The sequence below is a fragment of the Ruminococcus sp. AF37-20 genome (assembly GCF_003460465.1).
Lineage (GTDB): Bacteria > Bacillota > Clostridia > Oscillospirales > Ruminococcaceae > Hominimerdicola > Hominimerdicola aceti.
The window spans coordinates 187,938-208,523 of the sequence record NZ_QTVE01000001.1 but is presented as its reverse complement, the minus strand read 5'-3'; the positions used below and the strand labels follow the sequence as shown (position 1 = coordinate 208,523).

Here is a 20,586-nt window from a genome sequence, read left to right as displayed (position 1 = left end):
CCTCCTATTTCATAAATACAAATTCTTCAAGTTCAAAAAGCGGCTTGTTTTTGAAATAACCTGCTATCCAATCGGCAAGCTCATCTGAAAAAGCTGTAGGCACAAAATAGATAGAATGTCTGCCAGTAAGGGACTTGATTACTCCTGTATAAACTCCGTCGCCTGTGCCAATATCAACATAGCCTACAGGCTCGCTGTTCTCATAGTCATCAGCATAGACCGCCACCTTTGCAACAGTTCCCATTCCCCTGACTTTCAGGGCTATCTTCATGGTCTTTGAGGAAAAGTCCTCGCCAAAATCAAAATACTTATAGCCCATAACGTTGCCATGGGTGATGTTCACGATACTTCTTGTGAAGATGTCCTTTTCGGTGATAAAACAACCGCCTTTCAGCACGCAGGCTATATCCGCAGGATAAGGTTTGAAAGGGTCAAGGCTGTCTTCAAAGCCAAGCGAGGTCATTTCCACTGTCGGTATCGTTCCGTCAGGGAGGATCTCTATTTTCTCGACGCAGGCACGTCTTGACATTATGGTGTTGTTTGTCATTCTGTGATAGAAAATATACCACTGACCGTTTATATCGCACACTGAGCCGTGGTCATTTCCACCTGGGAAATCAACGCCGTTGTCTATTATATATCCACGATATTTGAACGGACCTTGCGGCTTGTCTGATGTGGCATAGGCAAGCCTGCTTCCAACGCACGGGGAATATATAAGATAGTATGTATCTCCGATTTTCCTCGGGGAGCTTGCCTCGAAGAAGCGCTGTTCCTGCGGTGCATTGTCGCTGTCGTCAATGACCGCTCTTTTGTAGCTTCCCTTTTTAATAGTATACATATCAGCAGGGTCTATCTCGTTGAAGTTGGATTCTGTGAAGCCGTAATAAATATACACGCTTCCGTCGTCATCAACAAGCACGCCTGCATCATTATAAATGCCGTCATCGCCTGCGTCCTCAGGGTCATATTTATACTGAGAAAGGAGCTTGAAAGGGCCTTCGGGCTTATCGGACACGCCAACAACGCCCTTTGAGCCGACTATATAGGCATAGAGATAATACCTGCCGTCCTTTTCTATAACGTCCGGAGCGAACAGCTTGCGGTCGGCCATTCCCTCGGTATCGGACTTATGGTCACGGTCATCACGGGTATGGAAGCTGTGTCCGTGGCAGACCCAATTGTTAAGGTCGTCAAGGGGCGCAGACCAGACTTTCAGTTTATAGTCGCAAAAATCGCTTTGAGCAGCTCTGTCATGTGAGCCGTAAAGATAAACTCTGTCGCCGAAAACTCTCGGCTCGCCGTCAGGGATATACTCCCACGCAGGCAAAATAGGGTTTGGCATGAAAATTTCCTCCTATGTTTTTTCATAACTTGTTTTATCATAAGATAATTATAGATCATACTATTATTATTTTCAATATCCTAACACGCTGTCAGAGGTGAAAATTTGTGCAAAATGTAAAATCGTGCAGGCTGTCCAAAGGTGCAAAAAAGCCCGTTTGCGACGGCTTCCGACCTTGACAAAAGAGGGCAAATCGTGTATAATATTAAGTTGATAGTACCCGTATAAAATTATATTGATATAGGAGTGTTTAATTATGGCAGCTATTTCTAAGACTGTTTCAAAAGCAGGTTATGCTAAATTGCAGGAGGAACTTGAATACCTTATTACAGTAAAAAGACGTGAAGTTGCTCAGAAGCTTAAAGAAGCACGTTCTTTCGGAGACCTTTCCGAGAATGCTGAGTACGACGAGGCTAAGAACGAGCAGGCTATCCTTGAATCAAAGATCAATGAGTTAGAGCTTCTCATTTCAAACGCAACTGTCGTTGAGGACGATGATATTTCTGTAAACGAGATAGGTGTAGGCTCTATCATCAAGATAAAGGATATCGAGCTTGACGAGATCGAGGATCTTCAGATAGTAGGTTCAACTGAGTCTGACCCTGACAACGGCAAGATCTCTGACGAGTCACCTATAGGCAAGGCTGCACTCAAGCACAAGGTAGGCGACATTTTCGAGGCTGAGACACCTGCCGGTCTGCTGAAATTCGAGGTCATCGACATTTCAAAGTAACAGACCACTTACAAAACACACGGAAAGGAAAATATAAATGAGCGAGGAAAACCGCACAAACGCTCCTGAGGAAGAGCTTACTCAGGAGGACATAAACAGCTTAAAGAAGATAAGAATGGACAAGCTGGAGGAACTGAAATCCAAGGGCAAGAATCCATTTGAGATAACAAAGTATGACGTTACGGCAAGCTGTGCCGAGGCTAAAGCACAGTATGAAAAGCTTGAGGCTGAGCTTAAGGAGCAGGCAGGCGAAGACGAAGAAAAGCTCAAGGAGCTTCTCGAGGCAAACCGCATAACAGTAAGCGTTGCAGGCAGAGTAATGTCAAGACGTCTTATGGGCAAGGCAAGCTTTTTCGACCTGAGAGATAAGAGCGACAAGGTTCAGGTCTATCTGAGAATGAACGAGATCGGCAAGGAAGAATTTGACGATTACAAGAAGGGCGATATCGGTGATATCGTTGGTATTGAGGGCTTTGTATTCAGAACAAAAATGGGCGAGATATCAATTCACGCTCAGAAGTTCGTACTGCTTTCAAAGTCGCTTCTGCCTTTGCCTGAGAAGTGGCATGGTCTGAAGGATCAGGACACTAGATACAGACAGAGATACACAGACCTTATATGCAATCCTGAGGTAAAGGACACATTTATAAAGAGGTCACAGATAATTTCATCTATCAGAAGATATCTTGACGGACAGGGCTTCATGGAAGTTGAAACTCCAATGCTGGTATCTAACGCAGGCGGAGCTGCCGCAAGACCATTTGAAACACACTACAACGCACTTGACGAGGACGTTAAGCTTAGAATTTCTCTTGAGCTTTATCTGAAAAGACTTATTGTCGGCGGACTTGAGAGAGTATACGAGATCGGCAGAGTATTCAGAAACGAGGGTGTTGACGCAAGACACAATCCTGAGTTCACTCTTATGGAGCTTTATCAGGCATACACAGATTACTATGGCATGATGGATCTGACGGAGAATATGTTCAGGCACGTTGCTCAGGAGGTATGCGGCACAACTTGCGTACCATACGGTGACGTAATGATAGACCTTGGCAAGCCGTTTGAGAGAATGACAATGATCGACGCTGTTAAGAAGTATTCGGGAGTTGATTTCTCACAGGTAGCCACAACAGAAGAGGCAAAGGCACTTGCAGACGAGCATCACATTGAATATGAGGCAAGGCACAAGAGGGGCGACATACTCAACCTGTTCTTTGAGGAATATGTTGAGGAGCATCTTATTCAGCCTACATTCATAATGGATCACCCTATCGAGATTTCTCCACTTACAAAGAAGAAGCCTGAGAATCCTGATTATGTAGAAAGATTTGAGCTTTTCATCACAGGCAGAGAGATGTGCAACGCATACTCAGAGCTGAACGATCCGATAGATCAGCGTGAGAGATTTGCGGCACAGGAAGAGGCATTGAAGCAGGGTGACGAGGAAGCAAACCACACAGACGAGGACTTCCTGAGGGCTTTGGAGATAGGCATGCCACCTACAGGCGGTATTGGTTACGGCATAGACAGACTTGTTATGCTGCTGACTAACTCACCGGCTATTAGAGATGTGCTGTTGTTCCCTACAATGAAGACGTTGGAATAAAGCTAATAGTATAATTTATTGAAGTAATGGGCAATTCTGATCGGGATTGCCCATTTTCTAAAATGAATGGAAATACAAATCGGAATTTTTAGGAGAAAACGATGAAGAAATGGACAAAAATATTGTTGATAATAGTTATAATTATTTTACTTTTGTTTGTGGGAATGTCCTATTTTATAGGGACGCAAGTTTTCATGGGGTCTACTCAATTGGTTACTTGTGAAGATACTTCAAAAGTGAAAGATAGTTTTTGGGAAAGATATAATATGGATTATGATGTTTTCTGCAGTACATATACTATAGAAAAAGTTGAAATCACTTCAACTTTTGATGAACATATGATACCGGCAGATTACATATATGCTCTTGGTGAAGAAGGAGATAAGAATAATCCAACAGTTATTTTAGTGCATGGTCTTGGTGGAAATCGTTATACCAATTATCCTTTAGCAGAAATGTTTTTGCAGAAAGGATATAATGTATTGACTTATGACCAGAGAAGTAGCAACGAAAATACAGCTCAATATACTACATTTGGATACTGGGAAAAATATGATTTGATTGATTACATTGATTATGTCTATAGCTATGCACCGGAGCAAGTGATAGGAATATGGGGTACATCGTTTGGTGGAGCAACTGCAGGATTAGCAATGGGAGATAAGGATGTTGAAAACAAAGTGGATTTTCTGATTCTAGACTGCCCGGTTAGTGATATGAAATGGATGGTAGAAGAAGAAATGAGAAAGATGGATATTGGATTGCCTATATCTTACATGACATTCTGTGGCAACATTATCAACAAAATGAAATTGGGATTTAGTTATGATGATGCAAATGTATGTGACAAAATTGCAGATATTGAAATTCCGGTTTTGGTAATAAACAGTGAAGCAGATACATTAACCCCACAGTTTATGGGACAAGAAATATATGATTCAATACAAAATGAAGAAATTAAAATGATTTGGACGGTAACTGATAGTGAACATACAGAAATATGGTTAGATTACAACCAAGAATATCGAGAAAAGGTTCAAGAATTATTGAATCTTACTAAATAATAAAAATATGGAAAGTAAACTTCCAGTTTGCCAACCTGCCCTTTGAGAGAGGAGAAATCCCTTTCTCAAAGGGCGGTTTTATGTGCTTTCGTCAAACTGCCTGCGCTTTATAAGCCTTTTGTTGCCCACCCACAAAACGAACGGACAGCGTTCGTCCGCCGTGAGTTCTCTCAGCTTGTGCTGACCGATGTTTGAATAAACGGCGGCTTCCTCGATAGTGAGGTTTTGCTTTTGAAATATAGGAACGTTCAGTTCCCTTTCTCTGACCATATCCATAATTGTTTACCTCCTTGGTATCTTGAAAATAATGTATAAGTTAAATCATTGCTTTTTCCGTTTGTTCCAGACTCCATACTGTTTTGGTAGCGGGAACATGCCCGGTTCACGCTTTTTAGGCTTTTTAGGCTTTTTATCTTCCGTTTCATCGGAACAAGGGGCATACTCTTTTAGCGCATCGGCGTTTATATGATAAAACTTTTTCGTCCATTTGTCTTTCGACTTGCCCTGCTTTCTGATAGGGTATGTTCTGCTTCCGTCTTTTGACAGAATAAGCATGTTCTCGTCTGCAAGGGCTTCACCTATGGACTTTGCAGAAAGCCTTGACGAAAAAATTTTTTTCAGTTCCTCTCCGCTAATGATAAAGCTTCCCTCAAGCTGATCATCGTAATAACGAGGACCTTCGTCAAAACATATTGCGTTACGAAAAACTTTAATATCGTCATAGACGTTTTTCGAATTTAAAATAGCGGCGGCGGCTTTCTCGACTATGTTTCGAGAGGATGCATATTCGCTGCTGCGGTTTTCAAGGTGACGCAATGTGTCATCTATCTGTGCTTCGATAGAGTTTTCGATAGAACGGCGCCTTGTGATCATTGTCATATCATCGTTCGAAACGCTTCTGATAAACTCACAAAATATATCGCAGGTGCAAAACAGTAAGGACTTTATAGCATAGTTTCGGTTAAAGCCCGAATATCTCGCAGCCTTGCTTTTGTGATTTTTTACATCGCTAAGCCTGCTGTTTAGATTTTTGCTGAGTCTGTCATAGTTTTTGCAGACCCACTCGATAAAGCACCGCACCATTTCAAGATACTGATCTTTATTTTGGCAAAGCTTGTTGATCTCCTTCGGTGGTATCGGATCTTTAAGATTCACTACAAGACAGCGATTCAGCGTACTTGAACTTTTAAGCAGATATTCACCCGTCACAAAAAGCATACTTTCATTTTTGATCCTCTTGCCGTCACGGACTATCTGCCCCGGAGTTTGAACACGTTTGAGATTTTCCGAAAGTTTCTGTTCGTTATTCTCTCTTTCTCTGTTGGAATCAGTGCCGCAGAGGTCGTCAATTGCCACGCAACAATGCTTGTACTCGAATATCTTGTCGATCTCGCTTTTATTGCTGTGCAGATTTATAATGTTGGGACTGCCCTCAAAATAATCTACAAGCAGTTTGGTTATCGCAGATTTTCCCGAACCCGAATCGCCGTAAACGTAAGTGTTGAACTCAAATCTGCTTCTTTGCGATTCATCTATAAGTGGCATTATGAATGGCGTAAGTGCCGCCATAAGCAATACGCCGGGTATATTATCTGAATCAAGAAAATCCGATACCCACGGCATAAATTCAGCATTTTGCGTTGACAGCGGGCGTTTAAATTTTGCGAGGGCTTCGTTCTGCGGGGCTATATCAACGCCTATACGTTCCGTATCGCCAATAATGCAGTTGCCAAGCAGAAAAACGTAATGCGCATCGGAATCTTTCTCTGCGGGAAAGCAATTATAGCCCTGGTCGAGAGAATATCTGATTCGGTGTTCCACATCAAAAATAGCTCCTTTAATAGTTCCCGACAAAAAATCGTTGCAGGTGCTTTCTCTTTTATTAAATTTGACCTCATTACGAGGGATAAATCGCATAGCTTTTTCAAGACCGCTGCACGGAATTACCGCCGTGTAGATTTTTTCGCCGACCTTAAATGCGACCTCTACATAGCAGTCACCTGGGACATCTGCCGTCAATGACTTTACTTCGTAGTAATCGGTTATTTCTATAAGAGCGTTTGAAAAATGCTCGCCGTGATAGTAGATACCGTCCGGACCTGCTGAGTAGCCTTTGGGGTAATTTCTTATTATCATAAGTAAGATCCTTTCGAATTTTAGTTTACTGTATTATATCACAGCAGAAAGGATCACGCAACCATTGCCTTTTTTTCAATATTTACACTATCCGTATTTTTTATATAATATTCCGTAAGAAAATCGTGCTAATATTAAATTTAAAGACAGTAAAAAATCAGAAATATATATAATCTGAAAATAAAAATCAATATTATGAAGGGAAATGCTATGACAAAAAAAGAATGTGAAAAAATACTTAATTTTGATTTGAAGGTTTTGGAAGAGGCATCGTTTGATTATCCGCAATGCAAAGCGTCTAAAAACGACTATATTGAGCTTTCAAGTCTGCTAACAAATAACAGAACACAAATGATGCTTTTAGATCCGAAATCCGGCAACGATGGATCATCGAATATGATACCTGAAGAGAAACATTTTCAATTTGTGTATCCTAATAAGAAAGGAACAATTTCTGACTATGGTCTGGTATGTGCCAAAGAGCATGCTGCTAGCAAAAGTATTCTTGAAAAATTTCTGAATGCAGAATTAGAATATAAAGAAGAAGACAAAAACAGTTTATTCGGATTGATAAACAGATATGGATTTCTTTTTCCTGTATATGACAGCGAAGATGTAAAATATGAGGATGTTGTTTCGATCATAAAACGACTTAAGACTGTCGCCGAACTGATCACAGAATTATCCATACTGAAAAAATCAGCGTTAACAGATGGTCAAAAGGAAAAACACATAGGTTCAAAGGGCAGTACATTTGAAAAAGTTCTTGGCCTTACGTTAATGCTGTTAACGTGTCCCACAATAGAGATACAAATGAAAAACTTTACATATAGATCTTATGAAGATAACTATTATCGCCTATTGATCAATGCTTATATTCCATCCGAAGAATATGGAAGTTGGAGTTTAAAAGAAGTGTATAGCGACGATGATATGTTTTTTGATCTAAATACTGAAAATGCCGATTTTAAGCAATGGATGGATAATATGAATATGGCATTCGGAAAAAAAGTTAACGATAATTCAAACTCTGAGGATACTAAAGATGATACAGATTCAGGCTTCAAGAATAAAAAAATTGATGGCAATAAAGTTGTAAACGAATTTAATGAAATGCTCAGAAATTCTACAGGAAAGACCGTGATCGAAGATCCGACAAACCAAAATTGGCTATTCTGCCAGAACACATTGATTTTTAATAATGACAGAAATAAAAATAAACATCTCATAAGAACTCGTAAAGATCTCAGAATAGCTTCTTTTATACAGGCGTATTCACTAGGCGTCGGACTGATAGAAGGCTGTTCCGTGAAAGGAATAAAGCACCAAGATGAAGAAAAAACGAATTATGATAATATTAATGAAGATATGAGAGATGCTTTGATAAAGATAGCGACAGATGTTGTCAAGACAGAGATAAATTACAATATCCAAAATGTGACTGTACAATTTGACCCGCTTAACACTCATTGTTTGAAAATCAAATTCAACACTCTTCTTGAAGCTTTATATTACTCGCTGGCGTTTTGTTACAAAGCAGATAAAACTTATAAACGATGCGAAAAATGTGATACATTTTTTCTTATATCGTTGGGAGATTCTAAGAGAACAAATTGCGGTAACAAACGGGATCATAATAAGAAATCTAAATCGCTCGACTCTAATAAATAGAGTTTTTCTTGATTTTACCATAAGCAAAGGACATCTTATTGCAAGCAGTTAACATACTATATATGTAAATTATAAAATATACTGTAAATTTACTATGAAAAAATAAGTTTAAAAACCACAATGATAAGGGTTCAACCATTACCATTGTGGTTTTTTTCGTAAGTATTTCCACCGAAAATTGGTTTTTGCTTAGTGAAGACAGCCTGAAGAATACTTGTTTAGCATAATCAGCGTTAAATTTGGTAAAATATTTAATTGTTTTAACGCTCATTGACAAAAAGCGGGAAATAGTGTATAATAAAATAGTATATTTGTACCCAATTTTGTAGAAATGGTTGATTAGATATAATGAGTAGCTATTTTGATATAGTTTCCTATGAGGAACTATTAAATGAGATTAAATATGTTTATCGGTCAGATGACCGACCGTGGATTATTGGATATAGTGGAGGAAAAGATTCCACTACTGTGGTAGAACTGGTCTATGAAATGCTTAAGTCACTTGCTCCACAGCATAGGCACAAGAATGTTTACATAATATCCTCTGATACACTTATTGAAAATCCTTTGATTAAGATATATCTTAACAAAATGAATAACCTTCTCGGAGAAGCTGCTGCAAAAGACAGGCTCCCTATTAAGTCGTGCATGGTAACTCCAAAATTCAACAATACATTCTGGACGAATATTATTGGTAAAGGCTTTCCTACACCAAGAATGAATGGTACATTCAGATGGTGTACTGACAGACTTAAGATTAAACCAAGTGCTGATAAGATAAAAGCAATCATGGCTGAGGAAGACAAGGAAGTCATAGTTCTTCTAGGTGTACGTAAAGCTGAAAGTATTGCTAGAAAACGGCGTATTGAGGGTCGTGAACTTACAACACGTATGCTTAACAGACATGAAACTATCCCAAATGCATATGTCTATAATCCGATAGTTGAACTGACTACTGAAGATGTATGGACAGTTCTTCTTGAACACAATAGTGGCAAAACCCCGTGGGGATCAGATAATAGTGAACTTGTTGCCTTATATTCTGATGCTGATAGCGGCGAATGTCCGTTTGCAGGAATGTCGAATTCAGGACAAACACAGAGTTGTGGTCAGTCAAGATTTGGCTGTTGGTGTTGCACTGTTGTTAAAGAGGACAAATCACTCAATGGGTTTATTAAAGCAGGACACCGCGAGTTGATTCCGTTAGCAGAGTTTAGAACATGGCTCATGAGTATAAGAGACGTTGATAAATATCGAGAAAAAAAGCATAGGGATGGCACTGTTTATGCGGATAAGCATGGAAATAAAGGGTATGGCCCATTTACCTGGGAAGCAAGAAAACTTATCCTTACGAAACTTATTGAAACACAGAAAGCTATCAATTATGAGCTAATTACTCTCGATGAACTTAGAGCAATAGATGAAATATGGGATCGTGAGCTGGATCTTTCACGCAGAGTATTAGTTGATCTATACTATGATCTTACAGGTGAAAAACTCCCTTGGGATAGTTATAAAGAAGCACTTATAAAGGCAGATATTGTTGACAGTATTGAAAATATGTGCGAAGAATATAATGTCCCGAGTGAACTTGTAAAGAATCTTTTATTATCAGTCCACCAAAACAAAAACTATTCAAATCCGAAAATAATGCGTAAGGATCTTGAAAAACTTTTGAATCAGCAGTGGCTTCATTTTGATATACTGAAGGAGATAGAAAATGCAGATAACGAAACTGGTGCTTGTTAATTTTAGCTCCTATGAGGGCAAAACTGTATTTGACTTCACCGTAAAAAAAGAACAGCCTATAATACTGATAGGTGGTCTTAACGGTGCAGGAAAAACATCTATCTTCACAGCTATTAAAATTGCGCTTTATGGTCCTTTAGCTTTTGGTTATACTGGTAATAATACTTTTTATAGCAAGAAAATCAGGGGATTTATAAACGATAAAGCATTTCAAACGCAACCATTTACATCAGGAATTTCTATAGAAGTAAAGGTAAAAAAAGAGAGAGAAATAAAATATTATACAATTAATCGCAATTGGCATATTATTGACTCTAAAATAGAAGAATCTTATAGTGTTTATGAAGGAAACAAACCTCTTGAATATACTGATAGAATACTATTCGAAAGCTATATTTTAAATATCATTCCAATTGATTTGTTTGAGTTTTTCCTTTTTGATGGTGAAGAAGTCGGTACTATATTTGCTTCTGATGGATATAACAAGTATGTAAAAAATGCTTTGCTAACAATGTGCGGCATTGATGATTTTGAAATATTGCAGCATTTCTGCAGAAATTATAATGGTAGAATAGAAAGCAAAGAAGAAATTGATCTTAATGATCAGTATCAAAACTTAGTTGATAAGATTGCTGAAACTGAAAAAGCAATAACTGCGTGCGAATCCATACTTAACGATAATATGCAGAAGATGAGTACTCTTCGGACCATTATTGAGCAGCGTGAAACGGAGTTTGTTCGTTCTGGAGGACTACCGCCGGAAGAAGTTAAAATACTTGAAAAAAATGTACTTAAATATGATAAAGAACGAGAGGTCATTGCGCAGGAAATAAAGTCGTTTTTTGAAGATTTGATGCCGTTTTTCATTATGAAAGACATGATTTCTCAGTTAAAACAACAGATCAAGTATGAGGAGAAGGCTTCAATTCACGAGTATATCATCAATATGCTTTCCAAAGAGTTCATCAGCAATATCGTTGCTGATAAAACAAAAAAAGACAACGGTATTTCTGAAGCTCTTTATGAAGCTATAGTGAAAAAATTCGAAGTGGCTAATGGAGCCTTTGATGAGATGATATTTGATTTTTCAAAGGCTGAAATGGGACAGGTATTAAATCTTGCTGATGCAGTTACGTCATTTGATTCAAAAGAGTTTACAAAAAAGATAAATGATAAAGATAAAATGGACAAGAGAGTTAGGTCTATCAGGAAAAGATTAAAAAATGCCTTGTCTGAGGAAGATGCCAAAAAATATACAGATGAGATAGAACGTTCTAAACAGGACATAGAACGTTTGGAGCTTGAATCTTTACAAAAGAAAAACGAAAAGATAGAACTTGAATCAAAGTTACAGGTGCTTAATTCTGAACTTAACTCGTTGCGCGAAAAGATACGCGACAACGCCCAGAAAAGACATGTGTTGGATCTTAGTACAAGTATTTCACAGATGATGGAGCGCTTGATTAGCGACAGTATGATCAGTATACGTAAACAACTGTCTAAAAAGATAATAGAGAATCTTCAGCAAATCTATCGTAAAGATAATCTTATTTCTATAATTGAGATCTCAGAAAATTTCAAGTTTGATTTGTTTCAAACGCAGCAATTTACTATGGATGAGCTAAGATCACTTATAGTCAATGTTGGTGTTAAGGACTTCTTGGCTATTATTGGTAGTGAAAGCGTAAGAAAGCTTTGCAGACACTTCTCTGTTAATGAAGCAGAGGGTCTTAAAGATGCTATTCTCTCCTGTGATAATAATAATGAAGAGATAGAGCTCTATAGAAGGGTCGACTTAAATACACTTTCAAAAGGAGAAAGACAAATTTTCATTCTTGCTCTTTATTGGGCAATTATTCAGATTTCGGGAAAGCATATTCCGTTCATCATCGATACACCTTATGCTCGTATCGATGCTAATCACCGTGAGGAGATTTCATCAAAGTTCTTCCCAAACATCAGTAGTCAGGTTGTTATACTTTCTACTGATGAAGAGATTACTAAGGATTACTATACTATAATAAAACCTTACATATCTAAAGAATATTTGCTTAAAAACGATCAGAGCGAAAACAAAACAACGGTAACTGAGGGTTATTTCTTTTAAAGGTGAGTATAAAATGATATTTAGATTGAAAACGTCAAAGCAGACTCAGGAAATATTTGAGGAACTTGAAAGACGTACCAATTTTAAGCCATATACATTGGTAAAACATGCTATTGCATGGTCTGTCGCAGAAAAGACATCCGTAAAAGATTTTAAATCCGATTCAAACGGATTGGATTTAAACAGACAGACCATTACAGGTGATAATGAAGAGTACTTTAAAGCCATGTTTGAGCTTATTGAGGGAAGATTTCTTGGTGAAGATGAATTCTTTCCTAAATATGTGAAAGCTCATATTGATCGCGGAAGTAAGTTGCTTCTTGATATGTACAATCATGCAGGTAGTGTTGATAAGTATATTCTTCATGTTCTGGGGGTTGGTGATACTGTATGATATATCTGGATAGCGCAGCCACATCTCCAATTGATGAAGAAGTGCTGGATGCTATGCTTCCGTATCTTAAAGAAGAATATGGAAATCCATCTAGTAAGTATTACTGCAAGGCAAATAACGCTAAGCAGGCAGTTGAGGAAGCACGTTCTAAGGTTGCAACTTTATTAGGCGCAAAAAGCGAAGAGATAATCTTTACTGCTGGATCCACTGAAAGCACGAATATGATTATTAAGGGAGTTCTTGACTACAGCAAATATTATTGCGGAGGCAAAAATCATGTTATAACATCAAACGCCGAACATAAAGCTACCTTAAACGTATGTAAATATCTAAATGGTGAAATTTATTCCAACAACGATGCTACTATGTCATTGTTTGCTGCTAACAACAAAGTTGACAGGGGCTATAATGCTACATTTGTTGAAGTCGATAAATATGGGATTATATCAACAGAAAAGTTTGAAGATGCTATTACTGACAGAACAGCCATTGCTTCATTCATTTATGTAAATAACGAAACCGGTACTATTAATAATATAGCTGATTTAGCCAAAGTAGCGCATAGTCACAATGTATTGTTTCATGCTGATGTTACACAGGCAGCGGGGAAATTTCCTGTCAATGTAAAAGATCTTGATGTTGATTTCATGTCCGTGTCTGCACATAAATTCTACGGCCCCAAAGGAATAGGTTGTGCATATATCAAATCTGATAAATACGGACTTCCTCCAATAACAGCACTTCTTCATGGTGGTGAGCAAGAGAGCGGAATACGTGCTGGCACACTTGCAGTGCACAATATTGTAGGATTTGGTAAAGCGGCTGAAATAGCTATGCGTGATATGGAGAAAAACTACAATCATACATGTGAGCTGGATAATTACCTTATCGCTAAACTTAAGAGTTGTGATAATATCAAAATTTTTATTCCTGATGAGTTCAGAGCAAAAGGAATCATCAGCATTTTAATTATGAAAAAAGACTTTAATAACGAAAGATTCATTAAGCGTATTAGTAACGAAGTCGCAATATCAACAGGGTCTGCCTGCAGTCTTGGAGAGCCATCTCATGTTATAAACGCTTTAGGACTTAAAGATCAGACTGGTAAGATACTTAGAATATCTCTAAATAAGTTCACAATGAAAAAAGATATTGACCAGTTTATTTCAGTTTTAATAAAGAATATATAGGATGTGATCGGATTGAGGATTATTGATGCAGTTGTTATTGTTCTAAAAGAAAACGGAAGTCTTACATCCAAAGAAGCCTATGAAAAAATAATTGAAAAAGGATTATACAATTTTGGAGCTAAAAATCCTGTAAATGTTGTAAATTCGGAAATACGTTGTCATTGTGAAGGCTTGAATTTTCCAAGCGCCTCTCCTGTTAAGTATTTCAAGATTACAGGTAAAAAAGGAAAGCACGACCTATATGCGGCAATTGATCCTAACGAACCGAATAGCGAAAACAATCCAAAGAAAATTATATATTCCGAAGAAAATCTTTTACCAGAGGAAAAGATTGATCAAACATATCTTTTTTATAAGAATGGCTTGAAAACCCAGATAAAAGACCGCATTCTTGCATGCCACCCAAGTTTTTTTGAAAGCCTTGTTGTACATCTATTGCTTGAAATGGGATATGGCGTAAATGATCAAGCGGGAAAAGTAATTGGAAAATCACACGATGGTGGTATCGACGGCGTAATATTTGAAGATAGATTAGGCTTGAGTAAAATATATATTCAAGCTAAGAGATATGATCCAAAGAATACGATTGGCAGGCAGATACTACAATCTTTTGTTGGTGCTATGCAGGATGTTCAGAAAGGAGTATTCATCACTACATCAACATTTACAAAAGAAGCGATAACTTATGCAGAAAATCAACAACAAAAAAGTCTAAAACTTATCAATGGTGATCTGTTAGCCGATCTTATGATCACGTATGGTATAGGTCTTGAAAAAATTAAAACGTATACGGTATACAAGCTTAATGAAGATTACTTTGAATAAGTTTATACATTATTAGAATTATATGTAATGGGGTTTTATTATGGCTTTAATGAAAGACAAGCAGCCGGATAACTATGAGGGAGAAAAGAAAGTCTGGCAGTGCATAAAGGATAATCTACCAGAAGATATTCTCTGCTACTATAACAGAGAAGTAAAAGGCAGAGAATTCGATTTCTGCCTACTTATAAAAGATGTTGGATTCATGATAATAGAAGTTAAAGGGTGGGACAAAAGCCATATCAGTGAAGTCGTTTCTCCTGACGAAATAATTATGTCTAATGGAAGCATAGAAGATTCTCCAAAGAAACAGGCAAGATCGTATGCTTTTAAACTCAAAAACATAATGAATGAAAAGTATGGTATAAATCCACTGGTCATGAATATGATCTGTTACCCTTTCCTCTCTGAAATCGACTATAATAAAATTGGGTTAAGTGTCGTTTCAGAACCGGAATACACTCTTTTCAAAGAAGACATTGAAAACAGCTACAACTTTTCGCGTAAAATACTTGGTGTTTATCAGGATTCGCAACAGCTGAATTTTGACAAAATGATTGGTGACAACTATGATACTGCAAGGCATCATTTTGAACCTACATATGTTGTGACTCCTTCTTCTCAAAATATTATTCCTTACTCTTGTCTGTCGGTATTCTCTAAAGGGCTAACTCTTACCAATATAAATGACATTATAACTTCATATTTTAAAGGAACCAAGCAGATAATATTCACACAAGGTGTTTCTGATCTTGAAGTTATTGCAAAACAATTATCAGAAGCTCTGACCAAAAATCATATAATATTAAAAGAATGCAATCTTGCTATAAGCACATCTGGCAACACAGAAACCATTCTCACGATTGAAAACAATAGACTTTCTTTATTTAATTTTGAAGCTTTCTTTATAAGCCAGGATATAGCTGCAAGTTCTTTCCAAGCATATAATGGCAAACTTTCGGAAGAGCAAGAAAATATTCTTTTGACTATTGTGGCTGTTACAAACTTTAACATTGATCAATTTCATATTGAACATGCAGAAATTGGGCGAGATATTCAGGTCAAAGCTGGTGCCGGAACAGGAAAAACTTATTCTATGGTTTCAAGAGTAGCTTTTCTTTGTAGTCATGCTTCTAATTCCGGTGTATTTGACCCTGCAGCTGAAATAGCAATGCTTACTTTTACTGATGATGCAGCCATCAATATGAAATCAAGGCTTAAACAACTTTTTGTAAATTATTTTATACTTACCAATAATACGCAGTACCTTGAAATGGTGACAAGTATTGAGAAAATGCGTATTTCTACTATTCATAGCTTTGCTAAGGAAATTATTTCGAATACTGCTATAACACTGGGCATTGGCACAGAGTTCACTACTGTTATCGGAAAGTATGACAAACAAAAAATATTCGATCGTCTTTTTACGGCTTATTTGGAAGGAGAAAACAAACACAATCCTATATTCTTTAATGTTCTTCCGGTTAATATAGAGGATTTTCGTAAGCTGATGCTTGATATTTCTAATAAGCTTTATGAAAAAGGTTGTGACATAAAGACTCTCGATATGACTTCATGGGGAGATGCCCCAGATAATATGCCGTACCTAAATAGAATAATTGAAAAAGTAGTTGTAGAGACTGAAAAAGAGTACTCAAAGTTTCTTATAGACAACAATGCAGTGGCATTGTCTGAATATATGATCCATCTCAACAAGTGCATAGATAATAAAGCATTTAACACCAATCTTTATGAATTCAAATATGTGTTTATAGATGAATTTCAAGATACGGATGATGCACAGATAGCATCATTTGTTGCTATGCAAAAAAAACTTGGATTCAATTTTTTCATTGTAGGTGATCTTAAACAGAGCATTTACCGTTTTCGTGGTGCGACTATGACTGCTTTTGAAAAAATGGGATGCAATAAAGAGAGGTGGCTTTCGTTCACTTTAAATCTTAATTACAGAAGTGACAAAAGACTCTTAGACAGTTTCGCTAAAACTTTTTCCTACATGAGCAGGATGGATCTGCTTAAATATGATCTAGCTACTGATGTTCTAAGAGGTATCAAATCTAATAACATTAGCGAAGATCTACTTGTTGTTCCGATTTCATATAACAATTCTGACAAAAATAATTCAACAAAATACTATGATATGCTGTTCAACATTATTGAACAACAACGGCAGCGAATTGAAATAGAAATGGGAACAAAAGAACTTTCGAAAAATAAACGAACCATAGCTATTCTAACAAGAAGCAACTATCAGATCAATGAAATTTTGAAAGAGGCTAAAAGAAGAGAAGTTGTTATAGAGAGTGACAACAACAGTGATCTTTATAGACTTGCACCGAGTACGGATTTGTGTCGACTGACATCGGCACTCTGCAATCCATATAACCCTACGTATCTTTTTGATCTTATTCACTCAAGGAATGTGAATATTATTTTTGATATTCGTTCTATAATCGGTAAAACTGCTGATGAGAAAACAGATATCTTTATAGATTGCCTTGATAAATTTTATTATTCTGCTATGGGTAAGACATGGAAAGATCTTGTTCGTGATATCCAAAAAGAGCCGGTACTGAAAACACTCAGGCTGATATATGAAGCTACGAAACCTTGGAGAGCTTATGCTCCATCAGATGAGTATATGCAGGAATACTATCGTACAAACTATGAACTTATCTTTGAGGAATTGTCCAAGATGAATAAGAAGAGTTATCTTACCCTTGATTCAATTAATGAATCTCTTCACATCAACATAATGACAGGAACAGAAGCAAAATCGAGAGAGATCGACATTACTACTGATGATATAAGAGTTACCTGTCTTACTGTCCATAAATCAAAAGGTCTTGAATATGGCACAGTTATTATGCCTGCTACAGATGCTGAAATCGACAAACCTCATAAAAATGGACTTGAGGTATCATACATTAATGGTGAAATAGGATACAGCATTTTTGCTAATGGTAAGCAATACTCTAATAGTTTTTATGAATCAAAAACGGAAATAAGAGAAATGATGATGGAAGAATCAAGAATACTCTATGTCGCAATGACAAGAGCTATTGACAATTTCATTTGGTTCAATAATATCGATGCCAAGGGAAACAATTGGGGCAAAATACTTGAGGAAATGAGCGGAGAGGTGTAAGAATATGGGCTTGAAAATATATACATACTCTAATCCTTATGAGATCAGACGTGAATCATACTGGAATGAGATAAAGGATTGCGCTCATTTTTGTGTTTCACAGACTATGGTAAATGGTTTTGAAGATATTTATCCGTCACTTAAGGAAGGCGGTTATCTAACAACTATCCGTATATTGATCAACACGCTTTACTCCGACTGGGAAGATGAAAACATACGAGTGAAACAGATAATGGAAGTTGATAATGCCATTAATGCTCTCCCTCTTGACGAAGATGTGAACGGTAATTCCAGGCGATCCCTTGAATACAATACCAAATCGCTGGTTAAATGCATACGTCTTTTCAAAGAACTGGGACTTGATGCAAATAGCTTTGATACATCACGTCTGAACACAGATCAAAAATATCTTATAGAAATATATAAGTATATTTCTAGCAGAGAAAAAACTTCCTTTGAATTTAAAAGACCTTTCTTATCAGAAATCATAGATGAAAAGATACTGGAAGCACTCAAAACCAAACATAAGAATTTTCCGTATGATAAACTTGATAGACATACTGTTGTTATCCACGGCATACATCAGTTTACACCTGCAATGCTGTGTGCCATTGAGGATATTTCACACTTCAAAAATGTAGTATTGCTTTTTAATTATCAGAAACAGTATGAATCAATCTATCAGACATGGACTAACATCTATTCTCTATTTGAAGAAGGAATAAAATACAGTGATGAACCTGAGTTTAAACCAGTTTCTCTACTGATTGATAGCTATCCTTGTAACACACTTGCTGACAATATTGGAACACTTTCAAATGGTAAGCTTGAAGTTAGGCCAGAAATCCTTAATAATATTGAGGTTATCGAATTTGAGAATACTACGGAGTTTGCTGGTTACTGTGCTAAACTTTTTGAAAACGCACGTAAAGTAAATAAACATAATGGCTCTCATAATCCAGTTCTATATGATATGTCAGAACAATTGTATTCAGCGTCTGGCAAGGTAAATGACATACTTAGAGCATATTTCCCTGAACAATTTGGCGAACGCCATTTCCTTGATTATCCTATTGGTCACTTTTTCGTTGCAGTTGTAGAAATGTGGGACAATGAAAATGATTGTGTCAAAGTTGAGGATATGTCTCTTATCAAGGATTGTTTTGAATCGGGAATCATCAAAGAAAATGTTCCTGGGGAACTTCTCAATACATTCAATACTATAGAACCGTATATTGAAAAAGAAACAACACTTGTTGGCATTATAAGTTCTCTTAAAAGGCTTCGAAAGTATGTAAATCCGTCTGATAAGAAACTCCAGCGTATAGGATATCTTAATACCAGCAAAGAGAAGCTTGACATACTTAGGACAGCACTTCAAGAACTAAATGAAATAGTTATCAGTTTCTTCTCTGATTTTAGTAGTGGTGGTGATAACTTCAACCGTTTCTACAGGCGTATTCATGATTTTATTGTTAAACGAACGCAAGATCTGGAGTCTCTTGATAAGGAGATGAAAGAGGTTATTTGCAAACTTCTTGATCGTATGAATAAAATAGATCTACCTGATACAGGCACATTTACATGTCTGAAACAAACAATGTCGTTTTATCTTAGTCAAGATGATAATCTAATGCATGGGGCAAACTGGATTGTAAGAGATTTTGAGCAGATAGATGGTGATATTCTTAGAAGTAGCAAACAAAAAGCAGAGAAAACTTGTTATCATTTTTGTTGTCTTAGTGACAGCGATATATGTGCAGCTAATGACGAACGGCTTCCTTGGCCTCTCGATATTAACTTTTTTGAATATTCTTATGAGCCATTAGAAAAAAACTATCAAATATTCCTTAAGTCTAAAATGGAATTTAAGAATTTCAAACGTTATACTTTACTTTACGGATTAGAATTTAACCGCATCGGTTGTAAACTTAGTTATGTCAAGACTGTTGATCATAAAAATAACGAATTATATCACCTAATAAAGATGCTAGGAATTAAAGTGAGAAAATATCATAGTGATACTGTTGATAGCTATATTCCGCATTTGAAGTATAGTAATCCGACAGGAGAGCATTATCCAAAGGATAATGAAGGCGTTGATAAAATCAAATATAGTATGTGTCCATATAGATTTGCTCTTGAAAGTGTTGTGCAAGGTAAAACTATTTTCAGAGAAAGATTTCTTGTAGTATTCTATATGAGAGTCTTATTGCAAAATGCTATTCTCACTAACTACGTTGGAAAGAGATTAAACGAAAATGAACTTAAAAACATTATTATTGAAGAATACCAAATTCTTGATGATAAGTTTAAGATTTCAAATGAATATGAGAAATCCCAAATAATCTCAGAATTGTATAAGTATCTTGTAGGATATCTCAGAAAGCATAACAGTTTTAACAAACCATCTGACATCCATAGATTCAGGGATGACTTTTTGGTAGTAAAATTAGACGATTTTATAAGGAATGCAATGGGTATTGATCTTGAGGATATTATAAATAACGACGAAGAAAGATACAAAGATAATCGAGGTGTACATTGCAAATATTGTGCGAGTAAGGACATTTGTTTGCGAATAGCACAAAATTAAG

At 36.8% G+C, this 20,586-nt stretch carries 14 protein-coding genes; 11 read left to right on the top strand and 3 right to left on the bottom strand.

Annotation, left to right across the window (positions count from 1 at the left end):
• Positions 1–4 precede the first annotated feature (4 nt).
• Positions 5–1,345, bottom strand: a complete 1,341-nt coding sequence (locus DW015_RS00940) for a family 43 glycosylhydrolase (protein ID WP_117903531.1) — start codon at positions 1,343–1,345, stop codon at positions 5–7.
• A 256-nt stretch (positions 1,346–1,601) separates the two neighbouring features.
• On the opposite strand from DW015_RS00940, the gene greA reads away from it, so the two are divergent.
• The 3 genes from greA (at position 1,602) to DW015_RS00925 (ending at position 4,751) form a co-directional block, all read left to right on the top strand.
• Positions 1,602–2,078 carry a transcription elongation factor GreA gene (greA, locus tag DW015_RS00935; protein WP_022287906.1) on the top strand — a complete coding sequence of 159 codons (477 nt, stop codon included), beginning with the start codon at positions 1,602–1,604 and terminating at the stop codon, positions 2,076–2,078.
• Positions 2,079–2,115: 37 nt separating this feature from the next.
• Entirely contained in the window at positions 2,116–3,687 is a 1,572-nt protein-coding gene (gene lysS, locus DW015_RS00930) for a lysine--tRNA ligase (protein ID WP_117903529.1), read from the top strand.
• Positions 3,688–3,788: 101 nt separating this feature from the next.
• Positions 3,789–4,751 carry an alpha/beta fold hydrolase gene (locus DW015_RS00925; protein WP_117903527.1) on the top strand — a complete coding sequence of 321 codons (963 nt, stop codon included), beginning with the start codon at positions 3,789–3,791 and terminating at the stop codon, positions 4,749–4,751.
• A gap of 78 nt (positions 4,752–4,829) precedes the next feature.
• On the opposite strand, the gene DW015_RS00920 is transcribed toward DW015_RS00925, so the two are convergent.
• Both DW015_RS00920 and DW015_RS00915 read right to left on the bottom strand, forming a co-directional pair.
• Positions 4,830–5,021: an excisionase gene (locus DW015_RS00920; protein WP_117903614.1), complete on the bottom strand. Its 192-nt coding sequence runs from the start codon at positions 5,019–5,021 to the stop codon at positions 4,830–4,832.
• 51 nt (positions 5,022–5,072) lie between these two features.
• A complete protein-coding gene (locus tag DW015_RS00915; RefSeq protein WP_117903525.1) occupies positions 5,073–6,887 on the bottom strand; it encodes a hypothetical protein in 1,815 nt (604 codons plus the stop codon).
• 210 nt (positions 6,888–7,097) lie between these two features.
• Here DW015_RS00915 and DW015_RS00910 point away from each other — a divergent pair, with 210 nt between their 5' ends.
• From DW015_RS00910 to DW015_RS00875, 8 genes are all read left to right on the top strand, one after another.
• Positions 7,098–8,558: a hypothetical protein gene (locus tag DW015_RS00910; protein ID WP_117903523.1), complete on the top strand. Its 1,461-nt coding sequence runs from the start codon at positions 7,098–7,100 to the stop codon at positions 8,556–8,558.
• 348 nt (positions 8,559–8,906) lie between these two features.
• A complete protein-coding gene (gene dndC / locus DW015_RS00905) occupies positions 8,907–10,307 on the top strand; it encodes a DNA phosphorothioation system sulfurtransferase DndC (protein WP_117903521.1) in 1,401 nt (466 codons plus the stop codon).
• Complete coding sequence (dndD, locus tag DW015_RS00900) at positions 10,279–12,414, top strand: DNA sulfur modification protein DndD (protein ID WP_117903519.1); 2,136 nt, start codon at positions 10,279–10,281, stop codon at positions 12,412–12,414. The genes dndC and dndD overlap by 29 nt, the downstream gene beginning before the upstream one ends.
• 13 nt (positions 12,415–12,427) lie before the next feature.
• Positions 12,428–12,808 (top strand): DndE family protein, encoded by a 381-nt coding sequence (locus tag DW015_RS00895; protein WP_117903517.1) that lies wholly within the window; start codon positions 12,428–12,430, stop codon positions 12,806–12,808.
• Positions 12,805–13,998 carry a cysteine desulfurase family protein gene (locus DW015_RS00890; RefSeq protein ID WP_117903515.1) on the top strand — a complete coding sequence of 398 codons (1,194 nt, stop codon included), beginning with the start codon at positions 12,805–12,807 and terminating at the stop codon, positions 13,996–13,998. Before DW015_RS00895 ends, DW015_RS00890 begins: the two co-directional genes overlap by 4 nt.
• A gap of 12 nt (positions 13,999–14,010) precedes the next feature.
• Positions 14,011–14,823, top strand: a complete 813-nt coding sequence (locus tag DW015_RS00885) for a restriction endonuclease (protein ID WP_117903513.1) — start codon at positions 14,011–14,013, stop codon at positions 14,821–14,823.
• A gap of 40 nt (positions 14,824–14,863) precedes the next feature.
• Positions 14,864–17,989 (top strand): UvrD-helicase domain-containing protein, encoded by a 3,126-nt coding sequence (locus DW015_RS00880; RefSeq protein WP_117903511.1) that lies wholly within the window; start codon positions 14,864–14,866, stop codon positions 17,987–17,989.
• A gap of 106 nt (positions 17,990–18,095) precedes the next feature.
• The gene (locus tag DW015_RS00875) at positions 18,096–20,585 is read left to right on the top strand and encodes a hypothetical protein (protein ID WP_207659341.1); all 2,490 of its coding nucleotides are present in this window, start codon (positions 18,096–18,098) and stop codon (positions 20,583–20,585) included.
• Position 20,586 lies beyond the last annotated feature (1 nt).

What these genes read in the sequence shown, in the direction of transcription:
- DW015_RS00940 (WP_117903531.1), bottom strand. Translation starts at nt 1,345, where the DNA reads ATGCCAAACCCTATTTTGCCTGCGTGGGAGTATATCCCTGACGGCGAG.
- greA (WP_022287906.1), top strand. Translation starts at nt 1,602, where the DNA reads ATGGCAGCTATTTCTAAGACTGTTTCAAAAGCAGGTTATGCTAAATTG.
- lysS (WP_117903529.1), top strand. Translation starts at nt 2,116, where the DNA reads ATGAGCGAGGAAAACCGCACAAACGCTCCTGAGGAAGAGCTTACTCAG.
- DW015_RS00925 (WP_117903527.1), top strand. Translation starts at nt 3,789, where the DNA reads ATGAAGAAATGGACAAAAATATTGTTGATAATAGTTATAATTATTTTA.
- DW015_RS00920 (WP_117903614.1), bottom strand. Translation starts at nt 5,021, where the DNA reads ATGGTCAGAGAAAGGGAACTGAACGTTCCTATATTTCAAAAGCAAAAC.
- DW015_RS00915 (WP_117903525.1), bottom strand. Translation starts at nt 6,887, where the DNA reads ATGATAATAAGAAATTACCCCAAAGGCTACTCAGCAGGTCCGGACGGT.
- DW015_RS00910 (WP_117903523.1), top strand. Translation starts at nt 7,098, where the DNA reads ATGACAAAAAAAGAATGTGAAAAAATACTTAATTTTGATTTGAAGGTT.
- dndC (WP_117903521.1), top strand. Translation starts at nt 8,907, where the DNA reads ATGAGTAGCTATTTTGATATAGTTTCCTATGAGGAACTATTAAATGAG.
- dndD (WP_117903519.1), top strand. Translation starts at nt 10,279, where the DNA reads ATGCAGATAACGAAACTGGTGCTTGTTAATTTTAGCTCCTATGAGGGC.
- DW015_RS00895 (WP_117903517.1), top strand. Translation starts at nt 12,428, where the DNA reads ATGATATTTAGATTGAAAACGTCAAAGCAGACTCAGGAAATATTTGAG.
- DW015_RS00890 (WP_117903515.1), top strand. Translation starts at nt 12,805, where the DNA reads ATGATATATCTGGATAGCGCAGCCACATCTCCAATTGATGAAGAAGTG.
- DW015_RS00880 (WP_117903511.1), top strand. Translation starts at nt 14,864, where the DNA reads ATGGCTTTAATGAAAGACAAGCAGCCGGATAACTATGAGGGAGAAAAG.
- DW015_RS00875 (WP_207659341.1), top strand. Translation starts at nt 18,096, where the DNA reads ATGGTAAATGGTTTTGAAGATATTTATCCGTCACTTAAGGAAGGCGGT.